The organism is Paenibacillus sp. AD87, from assembly GCF_001659845.1.
In the GTDB taxonomy this organism is placed as follows: Bacteria; Bacillota; Bacilli; order Paenibacillales; family Paenibacillaceae; genus Paenibacillus; species Paenibacillus marchantiae.
The window spans coordinates 2,404,415-2,428,724 of sequence record NZ_LXQN01000007.1; the positions used below are offsets into that span (position 1 = coordinate 2,404,415).

A 24,310-nucleotide genomic window follows, 5' to 3' on the forward strand; every position below is an offset into this window, starting at 1 on the left:
TTGCTTCCGCGACAAGCCTTTTGGATGTTAACGATACAACGGTCCAAAGACGCTGCATGCCCGGTAATCGGCACTTTCTGGTTCACTTGTGCCGAACAGTCCCCAGGCACGCGGACGGAAAATCTCGGATTCCGGTACATTATGCATACTCACCGGGATACGAAGCATGGAGGCCAGTGTCAGCAAATCCCCTCCGATATGTCCATATGAGATGGAGCCATGGTTCGCGCCCCATTGATTCATTACTTCATAGACCGAAGTAAAAGCCCCTGAGCCCGTCAGAACAGGTGCAAACCAGGTGGATGGCCAAGTCGGATCTGTCCGTTGATCCAGCGTATCATGCACAGCCTTAGGCAGGTCGACGGTGTAACCTTGAGCCACTTGCAGTACCGGACCAAGTCCTTTAACCAAATTGAGACGTGTCATCGTAACAGGCATACCGCCCTTGGTCAGGAAATCAGCCGAATAGCCGCCGCCCCGGAAATATTCGACGGATGCCGGCCGCCATGAGGTCGCTTTCAGGCAATCCTGAACCTCTTCGTCTGTAATTTCCCAGAAAGGCTTGAGCACAGGCTCACCCGCTCTTGATTGTTGCCCTGTACCATCCAATGCCGCAGAACCGGAGTTGATCAGATGGAGAATACCATCCTTTGCGTTTCCTTCCAGCTGATGCCCTGTCACGCGTTTAACCGAATCCGGGCTCCAATAGGTGCGTACATCTGCGAAGATCTGCGCGGTATGTGTAAGCAGGGAACCAAATAACATCGATACACCATTCAGGCTGTCATTCTCTGTTGCCACCAGATAAGGAGAGCGTTTGCCATTCCAGTCAAAGGAAGAATTCAGGATGGATTCCAGAAAATCTCCGTTGGGTGAATGATCCGTCCACTGTCGTTGTCCCTGAAACCCGGATACAATAGCGTGGTGACCCATGGATTCCTCAGTGAATCCCAGCTCCGCAAGCTTCGGATTTCCAGCCATCAGATCACGTACGATCTGCGTCATTTTCACAACCGTTTCCCATTCATACTCTTTGCGTTTGCGATCTGTCTGCAGATGGGCAGGATTGTTGTCCGCTCCTTCACTACAGTTCTCCTTCACCCAAGCTAGCGCCAACTTATACTCCTCAGGATCATAGATTTCTTCTTCTATACGACGAGTCAGTTCACTCATATCCACATATTCGTTCCGCATGCCCAGATACTCCTGGAAAAAGGAATCGTTCACGATGGAGCCGGCAATACCCATGGATACCGATCCGATGGACAGATAAGCACGTCCCTTCAAGGTTGCAGCGGCAAGACCCGCACGGCTGAAGCGCAGCAATTTCTCACGAACGTCATCAGGAATCGTCGTATCTCCTCCATCCTGTACATCCTCTCCATAGATACCAAAAGCCGGAATCCCCTTCTGTGCATGGGCAGAGAGTACTGCTGCCAGATATACTGCGCCCGGACGTTCGGTTCCGTTAAAACCCCAGATCGCCGTAGGAATGGAAGGAGACATATCCATCGTTTCTGTTCCATAACACCAGCAAGGTGTAACGGTAATGGTTACGCCCACGTTGGAGCGACTGAATAGTTCCGCTGCTGCCGCTGCCTCGTTCACGCCACCAATACAGGATTCGGCAACGACGCATTCTACCGGCGATCCATCGGGATACCGAAGTTCTGCTGCGAGCAGCTCGGCAACGGACGTCGCCATGCGCATCGTCTGCTCTTCCAATGATTCACGAACACCCTTGCGTCTTCCGTCAATCGTTGGACGAATACCAATCTTGGGAAATGCCTGCTTATAACGATAATCCTGATGTGTCATACTAAAACGTCCTCCTTCAATGGTTTCATAGAATAGGTACGAATTACTTGTGACTTGTCCGTGTGTAGTTTGATGGGGCATATTAGGGATTCTGTTCCTTCTCTTCACCGATACCCGAGGTAATACAGTACCGTTTCATGCCAACGGTCCATTCTTTATCTTGTTATGAATGCGTTTACAAATACTTGATTAAATAAACCGCTCTATATTATTGACTCCGTTATGCTGTCCTGTTATGGAGTGTGAAGGAAGCGATATGAGCAAAAATGAAGAGCGGTTAGACTGAAATAAATCAACTTTTTTATGATTAGGGTTATCGGTAACCCTAAGATAGCATGAGCCTATCTTGCTGTCAATCGGCATTATCCTATAGAATGGAAAGACTATGTTGCGGAAAGGTTAGATCCTATTGATTACCATTTATGATATTGCCAAAAAAGCCAACGTCTCCGCCATGACCGTCTCCAAAGTCATTAATCAAACAGGTCGTATTAGCCCGGCGACACGCGAGCGTGTACAACAGGTCATCGAAGAACTTGGTTACATACCCAACTCGAATGCGCGCAGTCTTGTGCTGCAACGGACTCAGATGCTGTCATTGTTGATTACTGATATTACTAATCCTTTCTATACAACGCTGGCCCGGGGGGCTGAGGATGCTGCCAATCTGCGTGGTTACCGCCTCCTGTTCAGCAATAGCGACGAGGATTACGACAAGGAGAAAAATTATGTGGAAACCATTCTGTCGACTCGCGTCGATGGTGTGCTGTTTGCACCTGCAGGGGACCGCTCGCTGAATCACTTGAAGCAGCTGCAGGAACGTAGCATTCCGTTTGTTATTTTGGACCGAACTGTTCCGGGAATCACATCTGACGTTATCGCTGGGGACAGCCGAGATGGGGCGCTTCAATTGATTCGATATCTGACGAATCTGGGTCATCGCTGCATTGCTCTGGTTAATGGTTCTTCCGAGGTTTCGACTGCGCGGCTGCGAGAAGAAGGATATATGGAGGGACTCCGGGAAGCCGAGCTGCCCTTTGACGAAGGCTTAATCCTTCGAACAGGCTACCGGGATTTCAGCGATGAAGTGGGTATAGACAGTTTACTTGCACATCAGTACAAACCTACAGCCATATTTGCAGCAAACAACATGCTCGCCATTGGCGTCATTCGACTTTTACGTAAACGGGGGCTGCGTGTGCCTGAAGATATCTCGGTCGTCTGTTTTGATGACCTCGATCTGGCTTCTGCCTTTGATCCCTTTCTCACGGTTGCTGCACAGCCTGCCTATGATTTTGGTGCCATCGGCATGCAGATGCTGATCGACCGAATTGAAGGTAAGGCTCCTGAGGAACCACAGACCGTCATTATGCCATCGGAGCTGCGTATTCGCGCTTCGGCCTCTGTACCTTGCGAATAAAGAGGAAAATCAGTCGTAGACCAACCCTGACTTGAGAGAAACTGTTTTGTTGAAGCAAATACAAACAGGACGCATCGGAGAATATTTCTCTGATTGCGTCCTGTTTTTTTATTGTACCTCGTATATTTGGATTCTATATAAATTGAACTAAGCATTTACACAAGAACGTAGAGGACAGAAATAACCTGAAGAAGCGGAGCGTTCGCCTAAAAGCTTTCTGAAAGAAAGCTGCATCGGAAGCATACGCTTATCCTCGGATTTTCCCCTTTGAAAAAGGGAATCCAAAAAATCTGGGGATAACAGCGATCGGAAGGTTGTTCTGGCATCGGAGTGGCAAGAGTAAATATTCTTAGTTAATTTATCCCTCGGATTGAAGAGCCAGAGCGACTTCCCGAACCAGACCCGGGAACCAATCCATTAATGCTTCGAATGTATATCCCGCCTGCTCTGCTTTGGATGTATCCATTGTCCAGGATTCCGAAATTCCAAAGGGTGACATGTCTTCTTTGATCGTTTCGGTCAATACCTGTGATTGCATGCCTGTTACCGTTTCGATCAAATGCATCATGGCGGAAAGTGTTATCGCCCCTTTGGACGCTGCATTCACAGGTCCAGTAATGGATGAATGTCCAAGCCAAGCGAGAAATCTCGCGGCTTCGGTGGAATTGATAAATCCAATCTCGGCGTTCGGATTGGGCATGCCGATAGGTTTTCCTTTTTGCACATGTTCAATATGAAAATGAAGTCTTCGCGTGTAATCATCAATCCCGAGTACAATTGGTATGCGCATCGCTGCCACCGGGAAATCCGCTTCCTGGAAAAACACAGCTTCCGCTAGACGTTTACCCTCGCCGTAGGAGAAATCTTCGTGGCTTCCGTATTGCACCGGGTAGGTGTATGGATCGAAATCGGCTTCGGTAAATCCAGGTTTGGGCTCTCCATATACCGAGAGCGTTGATGTCAAAATGTATCTTTGGGTACGTCCCGCAAAAGCTTCACAAGCCGACTTCGCGGCATCTGGCGAGTAGCAGATGTTGTCATAGACAATATCCCACATGTCGGTCTGGGCAACCTCGGCAAGAGATTTCGGGTCTTCACGATCCATTTTAATCCGGTTGACCTCAGGCCCAAAGTCTACATCCGTTTTGCCGCGAGTTGCGACTGTGATCTGAGACTTTCCTTCCCACAGCAAATGATCAACCAGACGTTTGCCGAAGAACCGTGTCCCACCAAGTATAAGTACTTTTTTCATCCGATAAAACCTCCTAACCTGTTCTGGTCATGCGTATCTTATTAAAACCTTCATATGAATGAAGTGCTGTCTGTGCTGTTGCAATTCAGGTATGTTTACCGGGATTTCACAATATGGAGCATCGTATGTGCTCCCCGCTGGAATTCGTATGAAGTTTTCTCTTCAGAAGTAATATATCCGCGTTCTTCCAGTATAGCCTTTAGTTCATCCATGTGCTCATAACGTTTGCCAGACAAGTCTACTGTAGGGAAGATACGCAGCTCCCGCTTGGTTACTCGCAACAGCTCAAGGATCGTCTGTAGATGGAATTCGGCATTCAGGCGATCTGCATACGTAAACAGGAAATGTGCTGACAATGTTAGGTCGAATTGTTCATCGGCAAAAGGTAACTCCGGCAGTACAGAAGCAACATAACGGTCAGGGAAACGTTTCATATCCGCTACACAGTCTCTGATTGCACGTCTACGTTCTTCTTTCAAGCCTTGAATAGAACCGAAATCATCCCATCTATATTTGTCTTGTACTTGTTCCATTTGTTTCATCGTATGTTCAATATCCTGAAGTCCCTTCACTTCCAGTTGGCTGATTTCATGTTCATAGGCGATATCCGCTGCCATGGGATCTGCACCCCACTCTCGCGCATGGCTACTGAATGAACAAGCCCCACCGGGACAATCGAGAATGGACTTACCTTTAATTTCTTCTACGGTCAGGTTGAACATCTTCATATATTCCTCGAAGGTTCGCCCGATAAAAATAATCTGTGCCAACTCCAGGCCGGCTACTCTGCTCTTCTGCTCATCTCTGCTCATCTCGTCTCAGCTCACTTTCCAGAATTAATCGTTAGGAAAAACAAGACCAATCTGCTGCCGGATCTGATCCATCACCTGCATGGTAACATAGGAACGTTCATACGTGTTCATGTCCGATTCCTTTTTGCCCTGCTGAATCAGCTTGACAAACTCCTCCACCTCATAATACATCGACGGATGAATTTGCTCGGCAGTGAGTTTTTCCACCGTACCATCATTGTAGCGTATCTCCGCATGTTCGGGTGAACCAATTTTGTCAATGAGGATGCTGCCGCGTTCGCCCATAATTTCACTTGGAACGTGAGAATTGGAGATTTTGGAGTACGTCACTACCGCTTCCATCTCATCATAATTCAGAATAACACTGCCTTGTCCATCTACCCCTGATTCCAGCATCAATGCCTGGGACTGAACTTGTTTAGGCTCGCCAAACAATGTAATCAGTGGATAGAGACAATACACACCAAGATCCATTAACGCTCCATTAGCAAGATCGGGTTTGAACGCATTCAGGACGATTCCTTCCTTATACTTGTCGTACCGGGAAGAGTACTGGCAATAGCTCGCTACATATTTACGTACCGGGCCAATTTTATGTAGGTGAGATTGAACCATTTTGAACGAGGGAACAAGGGTCGATTTCATGGCCTCCATGAGCAGAACTCCATGTTCTTTCGCTGTATCAATCATACGACGGACCTCTGCTCCATTGGCGGCCAAAGGCTTCTCGCACAGTACATGTTTGCCGTTTCTCAAAAACAACTCTGCCTGTTCCGCATGAAAGGTATTCGGTGTAGCAATGTACACGGCATCGAGCCCGTCACTCGCAGCCATCTCTTCGAGGCTAGTAAATCGAAGCGCAGCTTGATATTGATCTGCAAATGCATTAGCTTTATCTTCAGTTCTTGAGTACACGGCGGTCAATTCGAATCCTTCGACTTGTGCAGCGGCCTCAAGAAGTCTCTCTGTAATCCAGTTGGTACCTACCACTCCAAAACGAACCATTCAATCTACCTCTTTCGTAAATAAATTTCACGCTTAAACAGCTTGCCATCCTGTACATTGTAGCCTATATTTCAACCAGATTGAAGGGATGTCCATTTCCAACATATTGATATCTTGCTTTTTTGTTTGAAACTTCGTCGATCTCCATAAATCAGGGGTATAATGAAACTTGAGGTGATTCTTTTGGAAAGTCACAATTCCTATCAAACAGATTCAGTTCCTATAGATGACAAACAGTGGAATGCCATTATCCACAACGACAGCAACTTTGATGGGGAATTCTATTATGGTGTCAAAACAACAGGTATCTTTTGCCGACCTTCCTGCAAGTCGAAAGCACCCAAATATGAGAATGTCTCTATATTTAACAATCCCGAAGAAGCTTTGGCGCGACATTTCCGTCCATGCAAACGGTGCAAACCAACGGGCGAGCGAGTCCCCGACCAGGAATGGATTTCCGTTGTAACAGACTATATTGAACATCATTATGCCGAGCCCCTTACACTTGATATTCTTGCAAATGTGAGTCACGGTAGTCCGTATCATCTGCATCGGGTGTTCAAACGGATTACCGGCCTAACTCCGGTGGAGTATATTCAGGAAAAAAGAGTCACTGAAGCCCGGAAATTGCTTGAAAGCACCCGGCTTACCGTCACAGATATTGGTCGACAGGTTGGCATAGCCAATCCGGCGTATTTTATTACTGTATTTCGAAAACATACAGGATGCACACCTGCCAATTATCGTGAACAAAGGCGTGATCAATTATGAAGACCAGCTTAGTATACAAAGTACCCAAAACGTTGCTGAACAAAGGAACCGGGTTCCTTAATGGTTATACGCATACGCTGAATCCATACACAGGCTGCGCCTTTGGCTGTTCCTACTGTTATGTAAGGCAAATGCCCGTATCTTTATTTCGCAAAGAGCCATGGGGGAGCTGGGTTGATGTGAAACAGGAAGCCGCCAATGTGTTTTCCAAGGAGCTGAAGCGTGCGAAGTCGAAAGGTAAAGTCACTATTTTTATGTCATCCAGTACAGACCCGTATCAGCCCGTTGAATATAAGGAGCAAATCACGCGGTCTTTGCTAGAAGTCATGGCTGAGCATCAACCCGATTTTATATTGGTTCAAACCCGAAGTCCATTGGTGACCCGAGATATCGATCTGCTGAAAAAGTTGGGTGACCGGGTCCGGGTTAGCATGACCGTGGAAACGGATCTGGATGATATCCGCAAGCAGTTCAGTCCTTCAGCTCCGCCAATCGCTGGCAGATTGCGAGCCCTGGAACAACTGCGAGATGCCGGTATCCCCACACAGGCTGCTATTGCGCCAGTATTACCCAGCAGCGAGAATTTTGCAATCATTCTGAGGCCGCTTGTTGATCGTATATGCATTGATGATTACTTTATGGGAGATGGCAGTGAGGGCAAGCGAACCCGGAGACTTGGCATGAAGCCACTTTACGAACAAGTGGGCAAGGAAGATTGGTTCAGTCCTGAAGCATACAAAATGGTAGTCGAGCGAATGAAGGCGCATTTTGAGGAAGATAAAATCTGGATTAGCCAGGCTGGATTCGAACCCTAAGCATGCCTTGATATAAAGTGAAAATAGCCCTGCTTCCCTCGCATCGGGAGTCAGGGCTATACTTCTAACTTAATCGATTATTGATCAAGTGTGTATAATGGAAGATCTGCCGGCAGTGAAGCTGGGCGCTGACATGTGCTGTCCATTTTATAAAAAGTCTGCTCATCCGAAGAATCATGAAACGCCCACATCGCTTCAAGCACATGGTAGGCCAGCTCTCCACTTGCTCTATGAGCACGTCCGCTGCCCACGGCATAAGCCATATCTGCAACACCGATGCCACGTGTATTTTCCTGATATCCTGGCAGAAGCGGTACCTCAGTCCATTCCTCATCACCTAGCAAGCGGTAACGAACTGGACCACCGAATGTGTTTGGATCAGGAACCTGTAGGGTTCCATGCGTGCCGTATACTTCAATCGGTGGCAATACACTTCCGCCAAATACGTCAAAACTCGTAATCAGCGTGCCGATAGCTCCCTGCTCAAATTGCAACAATCCGGCTACATGCGTCGGAATTTCAACAGGGATGCTCTGACCCCGCTTTTTCTCACTCGTGATCGTCCGCTGTTCCATCGCTTTGCCCGTCATGCCAGCAATGGACTTGATTGGTCCCAGCAATTGTACGAGCGCAGTCAGGTAATAGGGCCCCATATCAAACATCGGCCCGCCACCGGCTGCATAGTAGAACTCCGGATCTGGATGCCAATGCTCATGCCCACGGCTCATCATGAATGCGGTAGCGGCCACAGGTTTGCCAATGACACCATTCTCTACCACTTTGAGTGCCGTCTGAATGCCTGAACCAAAGAACGTCTCTGGCGCACAGCCTACCAGCAGCCCTTTGCGCTTAGCCGTTTCCAGGACCGCCTGACCCTCTTCACGTGTGACTGCGAGTGGTTTTTCCACGTAGACATGTTTGCCTGCTTCGAGCGCTCTCAAGCATACATCCGCATGAACGGCAGGGATTGTCAGATTGATAATCAAGTCGATCTCAGGGTCTGCCAAAATTTCATCTACCGTGTATACGTTAGGAACATGATAAGCAGCCGCCTGCTCCTCTGCCCTGTTCCGATCTAGATCTGCAACCGCTACAAGATCAAGCACCTCAAATCGGTGACAGTTCTCCATATAAATACCACTGATTTTACCGCAGCCAATAATGCCTACTTTCATTGTTTTCATGCGTGGACTCCCTTCGTGTTCCCAATTGATATAGCGCTTCCAAAACAACTTAAGACCGCTGTTATGTGGGTCAATATATTTATCTCAACGGATATGAATTAGGTTTAAATTAAATTAGTGATTTTGGTTATCAGCCATTCCTGTGTAAACTTCAGCCACTGCTTCCTTGCGGCTTTGTGCAAGAGCTTTGCCTGCGGCAGTCCATTTGAAACCACTACGCATCATTTCAGTAACTTGTTTCATCTCCACGATATCTGCATGGTGTCCGAGCGAGTTGTAGAACACACGGCCTGCACCCCAGCGTTTGGTCCAAACGACGGGCATATCTACTGGGCCATTCGCTGCATGCGGACCGTTAACAATTGGGAAGCGTGTCGTTGCCAGCACTTCCACAGCAGGGTCCACGTGCAGGTAGTACTGTTCGCTTTTCACCTGGAAATCTTCAATATGATCCAAGAGCGGACTGGAACCGCGCTTCATGTTTACCGTGTACTCCACGCCGTCGTTCCCTGGATGCGCAACCCACTGCCCACCCGTCATGAACTGCCAATCGACGTTGTTGCGGAACGCATCACACATCCCGCCATGAAGACCCGCAAGACCCACGCCGCTCTGAACAGCCGCAGATACGTTATTGACGAGTTCCTGTTCAATCTGCCCCATCGTCCACAGCGGAACGATCAGATCCAGACCCAGTAGTTTCTCTGCATCCGCATATGCTTCCAGTGCATCTGAGACTTCAACCTCGAATTGTTCTTCCTTCAAAATGCGTTCAAAAATCGCTGCTACCTGCTCTGGTTCATGTCCATCCCAGCCGCCCCATACGATTAGTGCTTTGCTCATCACCCATCACTCGCTTTCCGGAAGTTAAGTTATTGTCATTCTCTATCGGACCTTATGCAAACTCAAGACCTCTCCGAGGCCAACATCCTAGCTTAAATCTAGCTTATTTATTTCAAATGAGTGCCAACATGATGTCCACTTCACAAATCAGTGGTTTAATGCTTACATTTCTTCTAGCGACACCCAGCGACGATCTGTAACGGAACGTTCAACAGCTTCTAATACCGCTTGACAGGCAACTCCATCGTGGAAACTTGGTTCAGGCTGCCGTCCTTCGGAGATCGCGGTCACCAGTTCCAGCATTTCATGTGTGAACGTGTGCTCGAATCCAATCGTATGTCCCGCAGGCCACCACGCCTCAGCATATTTGTGTGCCGGATCAGTCGCCAGAACACGGCGGAAGCCCTGCACATCTTCATCGTCCTTCGTAAAATACACTTCCAGTTCATTCATCCGTTCAAAATCAAACCGAACGCTGCCCAGACTGCCGTTGATCTCAAAGGAGTTGGTACTGCGATGACCTGCTGCAAAGCGTGTAGCCTCGAAGCTTCCGAGCGCACCATCTGCAAATCGTGCCAGGAACAACGTGGCATCATCTACCGTCACTTCGCCCTTCGGAGCATCTGCGTTCGAACTGCCTTTGGCACTAAGTCCGGTCATTTCCGAAGCCAGCGGCCGCTCTTTAATGAACGTTTCGCTCATCCCGATTACTTCCTTGAATTCACCCACCAGGAAACGTGCAAGATCAATTAGGTGTGCGCCAAGATCGCCATGTGAGCCGGAACCGGCTACTTCCTTTTGCAGACGCCATACCAGCGGGAACGAAGGGTCCATGATCCAATCCTGAAGGAAAAACGCACGGAAATGATAGATTTTGCCTAGGCGTCCGCTTTGCACCAACTCTTTAGCCAGCTGCACTGCTGGAGAGAAACGGTAGTTGAATCCGACCATGTGCGCAACTCCTGCTTCTTCAGCAGCCTGGAGCATTTCACGCGAATCAGCTAGCGACAAAGCCAGCGGCTTTTCACAGAACAGATGTTTACCCTGACGAGCGGCTTCCAGTGCGATTTCCTTATGGGCATCACTTGGAGCGTTAATATCGATCAGATCGATATCATCACGCCGCACCAGCTCGCGCCAGTCCGTTATACTTTCAGACCAGCCGAACTGACTGGCAGCCTCCTGAACTCCCTGCTCGTTCCGTCCACAGATTACAGACATCTCCGGCTGCAGCGGGGCAGACGGGAAAAACATCGGCAGACTGCGATAAGCGTTGCTGTGGGCTTTCCCCATAAATTTGTATCCAACCATTCCGACACGAAGACGCTTTGACATGGTCACTTCCTCCTTTGGGATAAAGCTATACAGGTTGAACTAAAGAGTATTTACACTTGCCACTCCGATGACAGAACAACCTTCCGATCGCTGTTACCCCCAGATTTTTTTGATATCCTTTTAGAAGGCAAAATCTGAGGATAAAGGCGAAGCGTATGCTTCCGATGCAGCTTTCTTTCAGAAAGCTTTTAGCTTCGCTTCTTCAGGTTTTTTCTGTCCTCTCCGTTCTCGTGTAAATGTTTAGTTCATTCTATATAGCCATGTATTAATTACGGATTGAAGAGGCACGGATGATCAGCTCTGTAGGCAACAACTGCCTTGCTGTTTCTGAGGGAACTTCGGAATTCACTGATGAAGCTGTTGCTCCCAGTGATCCGTGAATAAGTTTGGATGCGGCCAGTTCTCCCATTTCATAAAAGGGAACCCTGACGCTGCTCAGCGGCGGAACCGCCATCTCGGCCGCATCGGAGTCATCATAACCTACAAACGCAGGGAAATCCTGAACCTTGATCCCACGCTCACGCAAACCATGCATAACACCGATTGCCATCCGGTCATTCGCGGCAAATACAGCGTCAATCTCGTTAAGCCGGGCTGCAATGGTGGCAGCTGCCTCCACCCCGCTTCGTCTGCCATAGTTCCCCTCCAGCAACAGACTGGAATCCATATTCATTCCGGCCTCATTCAGTCCGATTTGAACGCCCTGAAGCCGCTCCTGACTGTTGGAATAACTATCCGGACCATTAAGAAAGGCGATATTCCGGTAGCCCTGCTCGGTAAGGTGACGGATTGCCAGCCTGCTGCCCTCCACATGGTCGGCATCCACTTCCATGAATGATTCACCTGCAAAGTGCTGGCTCATAATGCAAAAGGGGTGTCCTTCCTGCTGAAGCCTCTGCATGGCTGCCAGTTCCCCATGTTCATCTCGTGCGCCGAGAATAATGCAAGCATCCACTTTCTGACGGCGGAACAGATCCGTATAATTCATCACTTCACCCGGTGTCCTGAACATGACCAGCAGGTCCATGCCGTTGTCCCTGGCTTTGCTCCCAATGCCACTCAGCATTTCCGAGAAGAAATACGCCGAGAACAAGTGTGCTTTCGGGACGTAGGGCAACACCACGCCAAGGTTACCGCTTTTACTTCTCGCAAAGCTGCGGGCCAGTGCGCTGGGGACGTAACCCAACTGCTCGGAAGCTTCAATAACCTTACGACGGGTTTCCTCTTTAATAGGACCAACGCCATTAAGAACTCGGGATACTGTAGCTTCCGAAACACCGGCAAGATCAGCCACTTCTTTACGGGATGCCATGGATCTCACCTCCTTCATGTTTCCTGAACACCTGCCAAACCGATGCAGTGTATCAAATGATTATGTACGCGCGTACATCTTCTCATGTGTTGTAACCGTTGTCAATGCTTTTAACACAAAAAAAGATGAGGATTTGTGTAAACAAATTCCCCACCTCTTGCTTACTATATTTTCTTGTAACTTGTCCTATAGTACCTTCTGATTCACATGCTTTCACATGGACTCATGTTGGGGCAGACCAACTACAGTGCAGACCTATATCAGGTCGTCACACCGTTACCAACAGATGATTGACTGAACTCAGCCTGTTCCATAATAGTGACATGACTTTGAATGCGATCTGAAGGCTCAGGTGTAGATTGAAGCTGCCGCACTTTGTGCAGCACTTCCTTATTAGGAAGGAAATGCTGAGAACGGATGAAACGAATCGTTTTGGTTTTGGCACGCATGACGATGGAATCGGTCTCTGCCCGATCATCCGCGAGGTAACGCACTCCCCCAAGAATCTCACCAGGGGTAACACCAGTTGCTGCAAAAATAACATCTTCCGTGCCGATCATATCCTGCATCGTTAATACTTTGTAAGGATTGTCGATTCCCATTTGCAAGCAGCGCTGGAACTCGTCTGCGTTCGCAGGCATCAGGCGACCTTGAATCTCGCCTCCCAGGCAGGATAAGGCGGCTGCAGCAAGCACACCTTCCGGTGCTCCTCCTGATCCGACATACAGATCAATACCTGCCTCTGGGAACGCAGGTGCCATCGCGCCTGCAACATCACCATCGCTTAGGAACTTGATCCGCACACCAACCTTGCGCAATGTCTTGATTATGCTTTCATGGCGAACACGGTCCAGAATCATGACAGTTAGATCTGAGATGTTTTTGTTCAATGCTTCAGCGGCTTTCTCCAATGTCACCTCAACCGGATCTTCGATACTGACCTTGCCCACCAGAGCAGGCCCTACAGCCAACTTCTCCATGTACATATCCGGTGCGTGGAGCAGGTTGCCTTTTCCCGCCACTGCAATAACCGATAAAGCGTTGTTTAGGCCCTTGGCTACGATCTCTGTACCTTCCAAAGGATCTACAGCCACATCAACCTCGGGGCCCTCAGCGTTGCCGACTTCCTCGCCGATATACAACATGGGTGCTTCATCCATTTCTCCTTCACCGATTACCACCGTGCCGCGAATAGACACGGAATCGAACATGGCGCGCATAGCCAAAGTAGCCGCCTCATCTGCACTATTCTTGTCGCCCCGCCCCATCCAGGGTGCTGAAGCTAACGCAGCCAATTCTGTTACTCGGACAATTTCCAACGCCAGTTCGCGTTCCATTTTTCCCACTTCCTTTCCAGTTTCCAAAAGCATACATTGAAAGCGGTACTAAATCCATCGCAAATCCATATGAAATTGATCTAAAACGGGAGTAATAACCCGATTTTGAGAAATCACCCCATTCTGTCCCTCATCGATAAATGAACACATTTACACAGCTTTGAACATGCCATTTTACGAGTCTTATCCACCGGATTATATCTGGTTTGAAGCAGTATATTTCATCTTATATTTTTCGATATTCTATATTCATTGCGTTGAGTGTTTCACAGGAATAAATCAGAGTTAAAATTTCGTATAACAATGGTTTATGAACATATAAGTTGCAATTATAGAGAGGAATCTCATCCGTTCTCAAGTTCGTCGAAAACGATTTATAATAAGACCCCTACAACCGTCCTGTACTCTTAAAGGAACAATATTGAAGACCATTTAAAAGAGGTTTTTTATTCAAAGATTTGAACTGGAAATTCACCTAAATCCAGCTGTATCCGCCCCTTAAACATGGTTAGCAATATAGATACAGCTTATGGAGGTCATCGAAAATAATAAGTTTACATAATAATTATTATGTTGTTTAAAATTCGATTATTTTTATTTCCCCTCAAAAGGTCTATTTTTTCCTCAGCTTTGTGTCACATAAATAAGATCTGACTCTTTGCTCAAACTATGTAGGTTAGCAGGTTTCTGCCTCAGCCCCCAACATGGCAAGTGCAATTTTCAGAAAATCCTCTTTTTGAATCTGCAAATGACCATATCTAAAATGATATCCCCAACGTGTCTGTCCCCGAGTAAGGATCAGTTGGTCCAGCAAATCAGCGATTTTCACCTGCTGACAAGGATAATACTGAACATTCCTCCGATACGGTACAAAGGAATCTGACACATGGTACGTGTATACATGATCGTCTATTATGCGCCCTATGGCGGTGAATGCTTGAAGTACCTTGCCTCCTTGCATGCTTGTTCGCGGCGAATAATAGATCAGCCAGTCTCCTGCATTCATTTTGCGCAGAGAAGCTACCTTGCCGTGACAGAGCTGGGCGAAGCCCCCTTCCACTCCTTTTTCCACATGTGATGCAGACACAACGCCGATCCAGTATCGGTTTCCTTTTTCAGATTCAGCCTCAACATCTAACTGAGAAGCCAAGAGCGCATTCGTATGAATCTCCATAATTCCTTTGCTGCTAGCTATCAAACCATGCTTTTCCTGTTCATTCATCTCTGCACCAGTTCTTCCCATGCCTTCTTCAGACGCTCAAGCTGCAAGAAATGATGACGATAATGTATCTCGACCAATGCAAACCATTCCTCTGCATTCAAACCACCGAAGCTTGGATGTGCCAACGTACATTCCTGTGTTGTTTCTTCCAACAGCACTTCCAATCTCCGCATTTCATCCCTCACCTCATTAAATCCTTGAATTATTGATTCTCTTCCATCCGGTTGTAGTGGAGTATACTCAGGAGAATCAGGAACGTGGATACGTATTGGAGGAAAACTTGCTTGTGCAAAAACAGCTTTACCTGTTTCTGTCTTGCCCTGGTTTTGCTTCTTATCCATGTCCTCCTCTGCGCTTATACAAAGTTGAACATTGGCTAAATGCATTTTCATTGCAGACTGAATTAAATGCTGGAACATCTGGCCCACCGACCACTCAGTCTCACTGGGTTTGTAGCTTAACTGAGCATCGCTCATCAGCCCCAGTTCCTGCAAATAACGTTCCAACGTCAGTTCAAAATCACGTCGAATCTCTTCGTTGTTCCTTGTTATTGTCGTTTCCATACAAATACACAACTCCTTCAATCGGTTATAAACCGATCATACACAAACACTACTGACAACGTTATGTCAGTAGTGTTTAAGAAGATTGCATGCTTCTTCGCGAATACGGATTCTTAACGATTCAGGCTCCAAAACCAGAGCCGAAGCTCCCCAGCCAAGTATCCAACGCAGTACATCTTCTGGATGCCTTACACGAAAATCTGCGTATAATCCATCTGTTTGCAGTTCTGCTTTCTCCATATAGTAATTATTCGCTTCAATCACTCTATCTGCAATTCGACCATGAAACCATACACGGACATGAACATCACGGTTGTCAGCTGGTGAGTAACTATGAATATTAAAACCTGGAGGAAGATCGAATGGATCTGTACTAATCTCCAGGTCACTCATGCGGGATATACGAAAATGACGAATCTCCTGTCGCAAATCACATCGGGCAATCAGCATCCATGAGCCTTGCATCCAAAGCATCCCGTAAGGGGAGGCCATACGGATGGTCTTTTGCACGGTTTCATTAATAGTTCCAGGTTTATGATAATGAAAACGGATTTTGAGCTTTTGCTGCATTGCCTTTCGGATGATTCCCATATGTTCGATCTCTCGCTCGCGTGCATCACTGTCCGGTGAACGAAGTAAACGGATACCCTGTTGTATCTGTCCCACCTCTTCCCGAAGAGGCACGGGCAGGATAGCTTCAATTTTGGAGCGGGACGTAAGGGATGTACTTTTGTAGTAGTTATCGAAGCGTTGTTCCACAAAATCAAGTCCGATGAGAAGTGTTACCGCTTCTTCAGCTGTGAAGCTGATTGGAGGCAAAAAGTATCCTTCCATAAGTGAATATCCTACTCCGGGTTCTCCTACCACAGGAACTCCTGCCTCACATAACGCCTGAATGTCTCTATATATGGTTCGGACACTTGTTTCAAACAAGAGGGCTAAATCTTCCGCACGTTGAACCTTCCCCCGCTGCAGCTCAAGTACAATGGCCAGCATACGATCCGATTTGTTCACGAATCACCCCTCCTTGTGTGTAATATCAATTACACCATCTTCATAGGACATTTATTATAAGTAACATATGGACAAATGAAAAGTATACAGGCGAACAAGTTTTCGCAATGCCCGAATCGAACCATTTTCCTATGTTGTTTCATTAAACAACAACAAAGACCAACCTCAGAACATAGGTTGGTCTAATAAAAACTCTTATGATATTGAAATTCAGAGAAAGCTCTGACCTTACTACTTCCATGATCATTGGGTAGAACCCATTCTATCGTGCTCATCGATCACCTTGTTTACCGCTCGTATTATTCCTCCATACCCGGTGCAGCGGCACAGGTTGCCGCATAATCCCATTTCGATCTGTTCCTGACTAGGCTGCGGGTTGCGGTCCAAGAGAGCCTTGGTAGAAATCACCATTCCGGGTGTACAATACCCGCATTGGAAGCCGCCTTCTTCCACAAAAGCCTGCTGAATTGGGTGCAACTTCCCTTCCTCTTCACCATACAACCCTTCTATTGTTGTTATCTCGCTTCCAACACATTGATAAGCCATAACGAGACAGGAATTGACCGGCTCTCCATCCATCAGTACCATACATGCACCGCAACGACCAACCTCGCAGGAAACTTTCGTTCCGGTCAGATTCAGTTGCGTCCGTAGTACATCTACAAGACGGGTTGTCTGGGAAATGTGCAATTGTTTCTCCTCGCCATTCACAACGGCTGTCCAGAAATCGCCCAAAGGTTCAGTCATGATGAGCTCACTCCTTCCTGAAGCAAGACGCCAATTGGTTTGATCAGTTGATCGCGCGGAACCGGCAAACGATTAACCCACACCCCTGTAGCCTGATGAATCGCAGCGGTGATGGCCGGAGCAAGCGCCACCGAACCAATCTCGCCGATCCCCCGTGGTCCAAACGGATCGTCCTCTGGCAGATCTTCAATTGCCTCCACCTCCAGGTTGGTGTGAATGTCGCGAATCGTCGGAATCAGGTAGGTGTCCAAATTGGTTGTCATATAGCGACTGTCTTGCATCACGGCATCCTCGGTCAATGTAAAACCCAGAGCCATTACACTTCCGCCTTCGATCTGTCCGATGAATCCCATTGGATTGATAACAGGGCCAGCAGCCACCACATGCCTCGTATCTAGCAATTTGGCTTCTCCGGTTAGCGTGTTTACCTCCACTTCTGCCGCTACTGCCGCATACGTATATAGATAATGCCCACCCACAACATTGTCTGGCGTGGTCGGATATTCAAATTGAGTATCAAAAATCCAATCTTCTGCTTCTCCATGTTTTGCTAGATCAACGTAAGAAACAACAACTCGGGAATTCATCGCCGGTTCATTCGCTGTAACTTCTGAAGAAAGCTGTCCCTTTTGCCATACTCCCTCAATTCCAGTAATCAGTTCGTCAGTCGGAATTTCTGACAATGCAGAGGCCACCGATAAGATTTTGGAGCGGAATGGTGCCTGTAATCGCTGAAGAGCCATCCAGGCCATCGTCGTTGAACGTGAAGCGGTGCTTGAACCACTGTGCGGCACTCGATCCGTATCCCCAATAATAATACTCAGATCGGATGTTGAGCAGTAGAACAGATCGCAGAGCATCATTTCAAGCGTGGCAATAAGTCCCTGACCGAATTCTTCGTAGCTGAATGCCACTTCAATCTTACCTTCGGCATTCAGGGATAGACGGCCTCCCGCCGGATCGGGAATGCCATAACCCAGTCCTGCTCCGTGCATCGCGATGGCTGCCCCCACTCCACGTTTAATCCAGGGAGGCGAAGCAGGATTTGCCGGGGGATACTGATGCTTTTGCCATAACTCCGAACCATCCATCGCCTCCCATACTTGCGACAGTCCATCCGTGACCAGGATCCGTTGATTCAATGGCCCAGGATCGGTTTTTCCCCTCATGTTACGTCTCCGAAATTCCCAAGGGTCCATATCCATAATCTCGGCGAGTCGATCCATCTGACCCTCCATTGCAAAGATTGCCTGATTCCCGCCAAATCCACGAAACTCTCCCGACACTCCATTATTCGTGTACACCGAGACACCCTCCACATCTACATGGGGAATCGAATAAGGCCCGAGGCAGTGTTCTGTGCAAAAATTCAGGACAGGTGCCCCTAGCGTCGCATATGCTCCGGTGTCTGCGGTAATGCGGACTCGGTGAGCCTGGATCATGCCTTCACGGCTGATTCCGGTCTGCATTTCAATTTTCATCGGATGACGCTTCAAGCCTGCACGTACGGATTCTTTGCGTGAATTGTGCATTTTCACAGGACGTCCGGATCTTAATGCAAGCAGTGCCCCATAAGGCTGTACATTCAGCTCATCTTTCCCTCCAAAAGAACCGCCTATCGGGGACGAGACCACCCGGATATCTTCTTCGGAACAGCCAATGATTCGGGCAAGCTGCATCCTGTCCTTGTAACCATGCTGTGTCGCCGCGTAGACATGGAGTCTCCCACTTTCATCAGGAACAAATAACCCGCCTTCCGTCTCCATATAGGCATGCATCTGGCGAGGGGTATAATAAGTCTCACTCATAATATGTTCGCATGCAGCAAAACCCTCATCTACATTGCCTCGCTTGATTTCGGTACGGTGCAGCACATTGCCGGGACCATGTTCATGGAGCTCAGGTGCACCGGGTGCCAGTGCAGCCTCTGGGCTGTCCAGCGGAGTCCATTCTTCATACTCAACCCGGATGGCATCCAGCGCGAGCGCTGCACGTTCCGGGGAATCCGCAGAAACCGCGGCAATGGCATCACCCACATAACGAACGACATGCTCGCAAAATACAGGCTGATCCGGAGTTGCAATGCCAAACAGGTTCAAACCGGGCACATCTTTCGAGGTAAGTACGGCAAATACACCCTCCATAGCCTCCGCTCCGGTAATATCGATAGACAATATGCGGGCATAAGGGTAAGAGCTTCGAAGGACCCTTCCGTGGATCATATCGGGTCGCGTCATGTCTGTCAGATATTGAAGCTGTCCTGTTACTTTGCCTACCCCATCTGGCCGCAGATGCCAGCGTTTCCCACTATTATCCCGATTCAACAGCATGATCTCTCTCCCCTTTCTCTCCTCAGAAGCTGTTGGGCTTACGCTTTGGTTCTCCAAAATGGTTTTCATCTATGAGCGAAGTGCTTCCCAGAGTTCGGCACCGAGCATATTACCTGCCGTTTGCTTACGGTACTGTTCTGTAGCGAATGCATCGCTATAAGTCACGAATTCCCCCATAACCGAGGCAGCTAAAGATGAAGCTTGCATAACTGAAGTCTCCCCGCCAAGAAGCAGCTTTTCCGACTCCGTAAGTCGCATGGCCATGCCTGAACCTCCACCTGCAGCGATCGCTATCTTATTCCAGCGGCCATCTGCATCCACTTCTCCCTGAAATGCAATCGTCACCAGCGATGCTGTAAAGGTCTCCCGCCGACCCAGCTTACGGTAAAATGAAATTTCACGCGTCGCAGATGCCCGCTCGCTAGTGACATCAGGGAAAGGCGTATGTTTCATCGGAATATGAATGGAAATTAACACATCATTCGGATTGCGACTGCCGTCACGACCACCGTTCAGCCAGGACGAAAGACTGCGGAACTCCATGCCGTTGTCCGTCATCCAGTACAGCTGTGCATCGTAGACAAGCAGTGCGGGGATGGAATCGCCTACTCCCGATACAATGTTTCCGCCAATTGTCGCCACATTCCGAATAGAAGGAGCAGCTATGGCATTCATTGCAGACTGTAATAAGGGCAGCTGTTGCAGAAGAACGTCTGTGGCACAATGACTTAGTCGCGTCAGTGCTCCAATGACTAGTTCATCTCCATCCACATATACGCCGCTTGCACCTGGAATACGGGCAAGACTGATCATATGCTCAGGTACAGGAACAAGGCCGCCCTCCCACTGAGTACGCAATAATGTGGCCCCTGCTGCAAAACAATATTTCCCGGACAGTTCACTCTTTAAAGCTTGAAGCTCATCCAGATTAACGGGTTGCCAAACCGTTGGCTGAGCTCCAGACCCATATGCCGGCATGACCATCCTTCCATCTCCCTTCTCTACCTGGAATCTGTCTTCGGGACGTTGGATATGAACGAATGATCCAAATAATTCTTCAAATCATATGGGACTGCAACAATAAGGTCAATTATCTTCACATCATTTTGGATAAATGTATAAATAGACTCTTTGATTTGTGCCTGATGCATTATTAACTCTCAAAAGCTAACACAAGCCATTTCATAACCAATTAGATCAAAACAATAAAGAGGCCAACCAGATGGTCTGGCTGACCTCATTACTTCGATAAATAATACACAAGGATTCGCTCCTTCTGCCTTTATTTTCAATCATCTTATGCCATTCACATAATCCAAAATACGTTCCAGCTCTGGTTCGGTATCCGCATCCCAAAAGCTAAATTCAGACAACGATACATGCGTGCCTGCATATTTGGCATTGCGCATGATTTTTCGCGCCCCCTCATCTCCGCTAAGCGACAAGAGAGGCCCCAGCATATGCTCACGAAAGGCGACCGGCGGCTTGCCTCCACCGCCATCCGTAGCTGCTGCATAATCACACAGTTTGTTGACGGCTAACGCCTCAGCAACCCTGTTAATATCTTGTGCCTGCAATAGCGGTTGATCCGCCAAAATCATCATCACACCTTCTGGCTTGTATGCTATAGCAGACAGAATGCCACAGTGAAGGGACATGGCGATACCGTATGCATAATCGGTACAAATTGCAATCTGGAGCCTCATCCTCGTATCTGGAGTACAACCATATGATGCTGCATTGAGCCACATGGAGGGGATCCACGCTAATGAATCCTCGGGTTTGACCACACAGATAACTTTCTCCAAATCGGATTTCAAGGCAGCTTCCAATGTCCATGCGGCCAAACATCTTCCATCAGGCATGACGATAGACAGTTTATCCCGCCCCATTCGGCTGCTCTTACCTGCCGCTAGCACGATGCCCGTCAGTCGCATGTGCAATCCCCCTCTGTACGTTGCGACGCTCTGCGGCAACAGCTGCTCTTTTACAGGCAATAAGTTCTGCTGCGATGCTGATTGCGATCTCTTCCGGTCCATCGGCACCAATGGTCAAGCCGACGGGTGAATGCAACTGTTTTAATGGAGGGAGATCGTTCAGCAAACGTGCTGTCCTTGTTCTGGAGCCCATAATACCAAGGTACGCATAATTCCGATCCTCAAGTAATTCAAGAAACTCCCGTTCTCTCGGAAATTGATGACTCATCAATACGATATAATCCCCGCTTTGGATATCCAGTACAGGTATGATCTCACTTGGGAAACCGCGAACAAACTCAACACCCGGAAAGCGTTCAGCGTTGCACAAGGTTTCTCGCCAATCCGCTACAACCACACGAAATCCTGCTGATTTGCCCAGACGGGCGACCGGGATTACATCATTTTCGGCTCCAATGATAATCAGACGGGGTTTGGGCACATATTTTGCAGAGATCTGTAAAGGGATATCCCACTTCTCCACCTCAGTCAATCCATCCCTCTGAAGATCACTCTCTCCAGAATTAGATCTGAGATCATCAGCTTCGGACGATTGAATAACGACCAATGATAGTCGCGGTATGTCGTCAGTGATCATTGTATTTATTGGATTTAGAGAAGCTCCCTTGACAGCTGGAGAAGGGTATAATGATGTCTGCCTTTCTGCACCCTCAGCGAGCTGAATCACATAATGAATTCGCGTGTATTGATCGTAGAATGAACGGGTTAGCTCCACAGCTGATCCAGATTGAAAATACGTATGCATTTGAGACAAGATCGACCTGAGTTCAGCACATACCGGCTCTAGCAGCACTATAATTAACCCGCCGCAGCCAATCGTTTCCCCCCAGGACAGATCATCTTCCGGACGCATATCATACTCCACGAATTCCAACTGCTGTGTATCTAGCACACGGTCCACTCTAGCCTGTAGATCACTCTCCAGACAACCTGGACTGATACTTCCATACATCACACCTTCTTCGGTCAAAAGCATAGAGACTCCCTGCTTACGGTAAGCATGACCTTCTACCTTAACCGCTGTTGCGAGAACACAGCGCGGTTCCCGCGCTGCAATTGCACACAGATCATGCATTTCCATCGTGTCTCCATCCTTTCAGGGATTTGAATTCGAATCCGAAGAAGTGATTCTTGACCTTTTTAGCGAAGATTGAAAGTCCAACTTTTGCTCAGATAGTTCATTGGGTGAGTTTCATACGGCTGCGTTCGATTAGATGCGTTTCATCAATCTTGCAATACTTTTATCCGATTCACGAAGCACGATGCTACGATCAATCGTTTGAATCTTCCGGTTTTGGAGCACGATGCTTCCATCGATAATAACGGTGTCTACACAGCTGCGCGTTGCGGAATAGACCACTCGGGAGTACACATCGGTCTCATAGGAAGGGTAAGTATGAAAATCATCCAGATCCAGCAGTAACATATCTGCCTTTTTACCCACTTCCAGACTGCCGATTTCCTTGGACATTCCGAGCACTTCTGCTCCACCCATCGTCGCCATACGCAGCACCGTACGGGCGTCCATCACTGTTGGACCGTGAGGCACCTTTTGAATGAGCGCGGTCAGGCGCATTTCCTGGAACATATCTAGATTGTTGTTGCACGGCGCACCATCGGCACCAATCCCTACCGCAATCTGGCGATTCAGCAGATCAGGAATATCCGCTATACCTGAGGACAGTTTCATATTCGATCCAGGGCAGTGGGTGACTTTTACCCCGCGTTTGCGAATAATCTCCTTCTCTTCCTCACTCAGCCACACACAGTGGGCAAGCACCAGTCTTGGAGTAGCCAGACCGATATGATCCAGATAGACAATGTTGCGCATGCCACGTTCGTGTTCTACCAGTTCGATCTCGCCAAGATTTTCGGAGGCATGGGTGTGCACTTTCACATGGTACTTATTCGACAGGTCACGTACCTCAACCAATAATTCTTCGGTGCACGAGACGACAAAGCGTGGACAAAACGCATACTGAATGCGGCCACCGCCGAATCCGTTCCATTTCTCCAGCAAATCGACACTTTGTTGCAGCGAGGTAGCCGTATTTTCACGCAGCGGTTCAGGAACTTCATCCCCGTGATCCATCATCACTTTGCCGGAAATCACCCGAATGCCGCTCTGTGCCATCGCCTGAAAAGCCGAATCGGTATGATGCACGGTCTCCATATCCAAGATCGTCGTTGTCCCGCTGGAAATCAATTCGCCCAAGCCTAGCATCGCCGAGTAATAGACAGACTCTTCATCATGCGCTGCCTCAAGCGGCCAGATGCGTTGACGAAGCCAATCCATCAGTTCCAGGTCGTCCGCACGTCCGCGGAACAAGGTCTGACACAGATGAATATGCGTCTGGATAAAACCTGGAAGCAGTACTTTGCCTCGAGCATCAATGACCTGATCTGCCTGAACATCGATATGCTCTGCAATTTCTTTGATTTTATTGTCCTCGATCAGCAAATCTCCCGTAAATACATCCTCTTCTGCATTCATTGTGACGAGTTGTGCACCTTTTAGCAGGATCGTTCCCAT

Annotated in this window: 21 protein-coding genes; 3 read left to right on the plus strand and 18 right to left on the minus strand. The window is 48.1% G+C overall.

The features are described 5' to 3' along the window. Positions 1-27: 27 nt before the first annotated feature. Positions 28-1,818 (minus strand): L-fucose isomerase, encoded by a 1,791-nt coding sequence (locus gpAD87_RS10575; RefSeq protein ID WP_064638133.1) that lies wholly within the window; start codon positions 1,816-1,818, stop codon positions 28-30. A gap of 409 nt (positions 1,819-2,227) precedes the next feature. Here gpAD87_RS10575 and gpAD87_RS10580 point away from each other — a divergent pair, with 409 nt between their 5' ends. Further along, on the plus strand, positions 2,228-3,238 hold the full coding sequence (locus gpAD87_RS10580) for a LacI family DNA-binding transcriptional regulator (RefSeq protein WP_064638139.1): 1,011 nt from the start codon (positions 2,228-2,230) through the stop codon (positions 3,236-3,238). A 358-nt stretch (positions 3,239-3,596) separates the two neighbouring features. Here gpAD87_RS10580 and gpAD87_RS10585 read toward each other — a convergent pair whose 3' ends face one another. From gpAD87_RS10585 to gpAD87_RS10595, 3 genes are all read right to left on the minus strand, one after another. After that, positions 3,597-4,490, minus strand: coding sequence for an NAD-dependent epimerase/dehydratase family protein (locus gpAD87_RS10585; RefSeq protein ID WP_064638142.1), 894 nt, complete (start codon positions 4,488-4,490; stop codon positions 3,597-3,599). Positions 4,491-4,585: 95 nt separating this feature from the next. Next, positions 4,586-5,302, minus strand: a complete 717-nt coding sequence (locus gpAD87_RS10590; RefSeq protein WP_064638145.1) for a hypothetical protein — start codon at positions 5,300-5,302, stop codon at positions 4,586-4,588. Positions 5,303-5,326: 24 nt separating this feature from the next. After that, a complete protein-coding gene (locus tag gpAD87_RS10595; protein WP_064638148.1) occupies positions 5,327-6,307 on the minus strand; it encodes a Gfo/Idh/MocA family protein in 981 nt (326 codons plus the stop codon). 174 nt (positions 6,308-6,481) lie between these two features. Here gpAD87_RS10595 and gpAD87_RS10600 point away from each other — a divergent pair, with 174 nt between their 5' ends. Together gpAD87_RS10600 and gpAD87_RS10605 are read left to right on the plus strand one after the other, a co-directional pair. Next, entirely contained in the window at positions 6,482-7,078 is a 597-nt protein-coding gene (locus gpAD87_RS10600) for a bifunctional transcriptional activator/DNA repair enzyme AdaA (RefSeq protein ID WP_331710911.1), read from the plus strand. Next, positions 7,075-7,893, plus strand: a complete 819-nt coding sequence (locus tag gpAD87_RS10605) for an SPL family radical SAM protein (protein WP_064638151.1) — start codon at positions 7,075-7,077, stop codon at positions 7,891-7,893. The genes gpAD87_RS10600 and gpAD87_RS10605 overlap by 4 nt, the downstream gene beginning before the upstream one ends. A 77-nt stretch (positions 7,894-7,970) precedes the next feature. Here gpAD87_RS10605 and gpAD87_RS10610 read toward each other — a convergent pair whose 3' ends face one another. The 14 genes from gpAD87_RS10610 to gpAD87_RS10675 form a co-directional block, all read right to left on the minus strand. Continuing rightward, complete coding sequence (locus tag gpAD87_RS10610; RefSeq protein WP_064638154.1) at positions 7,971-9,077, minus strand: Gfo/Idh/MocA family protein; 1,107 nt, start codon at positions 9,075-9,077, stop codon at positions 7,971-7,973. A 114-nt stretch (positions 9,078-9,191) separates the two neighbouring features. Further along, entirely contained in the window at positions 9,192-9,920 is a 729-nt protein-coding gene (locus gpAD87_RS10615) for a ThuA domain-containing protein (protein ID WP_064638157.1), read from the minus strand. A 162-nt stretch (positions 9,921-10,082) separates the two neighbouring features. After that, a complete protein-coding gene (locus gpAD87_RS10620; protein WP_064638159.1) occupies positions 10,083-11,255 on the minus strand; it encodes a Gfo/Idh/MocA family protein in 1,173 nt (390 codons plus the stop codon). Between the two features lie 265 nt (positions 11,256-11,520). Then, the gene (locus gpAD87_RS10625) at positions 11,521-12,567 is read right to left on the minus strand and encodes a LacI family DNA-binding transcriptional regulator (protein WP_082935076.1); all 1,047 of its coding nucleotides are present in this window, start codon (positions 12,565-12,567) and stop codon (positions 11,521-11,523) included. Positions 12,568-12,827: 260 nt separating this feature from the next. Then, the gene (gene glpX / locus gpAD87_RS10630) at positions 12,828-13,904 is read right to left on the minus strand and encodes a class II fructose-bisphosphatase (protein ID WP_064638164.1); all 1,077 of its coding nucleotides are present in this window, start codon (positions 13,902-13,904) and stop codon (positions 12,828-12,830) included. A gap of 676 nt (positions 13,905-14,580) precedes the next feature. After that, positions 14,581-15,126 (minus strand): EVE domain-containing protein, encoded by a 546-nt coding sequence (locus gpAD87_RS10635; RefSeq protein WP_442950717.1) that lies wholly within the window; start codon positions 15,124-15,126, stop codon positions 14,581-14,583. Continuing rightward, entirely contained in the window at positions 15,123-15,689 is a 567-nt protein-coding gene (locus tag gpAD87_RS10640; RefSeq protein ID WP_064638167.1) for a DinB family protein, read from the minus strand. The genes gpAD87_RS10635 and gpAD87_RS10640 overlap by 4 nt, the downstream gene beginning before the upstream one ends. A 66-nt stretch (positions 15,690-15,755) precedes the next feature. Then, positions 15,756-16,703, minus strand: coding sequence for a helix-turn-helix transcriptional regulator (locus gpAD87_RS10645; RefSeq protein WP_064638170.1), 948 nt, complete (start codon positions 16,701-16,703; stop codon positions 15,756-15,758). A 243-nt stretch (positions 16,704-16,946) separates the two neighbouring features. Next, positions 16,947-17,450, minus strand: a complete 504-nt coding sequence (locus tag gpAD87_RS10650) for a (2Fe-2S)-binding protein (RefSeq protein WP_064638173.1) — start codon at positions 17,448-17,450, stop codon at positions 16,947-16,949. Next, on the minus strand, positions 17,447-19,780 hold the full coding sequence (gene pucD / locus gpAD87_RS10655; protein ID WP_064640853.1) for a xanthine dehydrogenase subunit D: 2,334 nt from the start codon (positions 19,778-19,780) through the stop codon (positions 17,447-17,449). Before pucD ends, gpAD87_RS10650 begins: the two co-directional genes overlap by 4 nt. A 69-nt stretch (positions 19,781-19,849) precedes the next feature. After that, positions 19,850-20,764 carry an FAD binding domain-containing protein gene (locus tag gpAD87_RS10660; RefSeq protein ID WP_064638176.1) on the minus strand — a complete coding sequence of 305 codons (915 nt, stop codon included), beginning with the start codon at positions 20,762-20,764 and terminating at the stop codon, positions 19,850-19,852. Positions 20,765-21,072: 308 nt separating this feature from the next. Continuing rightward, positions 21,073-21,717: a nucleotidyltransferase family protein gene (locus gpAD87_RS10665; protein ID WP_064638183.1), complete on the minus strand. Its 645-nt coding sequence runs from the start codon at positions 21,715-21,717 to the stop codon at positions 21,073-21,075. Further along, the gene (locus gpAD87_RS10670) at positions 21,683-22,858 is read right to left on the minus strand and encodes an XdhC family protein (protein WP_064638186.1); all 1,176 of its coding nucleotides are present in this window, start codon (positions 22,856-22,858) and stop codon (positions 21,683-21,685) included. Before gpAD87_RS10670 ends, gpAD87_RS10665 begins: the two co-directional genes overlap by 35 nt. 129 nt (positions 22,859-22,987) lie before the next feature. Next, entirely contained in the window at positions 22,988-24,310 is a 1,323-nt protein-coding gene (locus gpAD87_RS10675; protein WP_064638188.1) for a 5'-deoxyadenosine deaminase, read from the minus strand.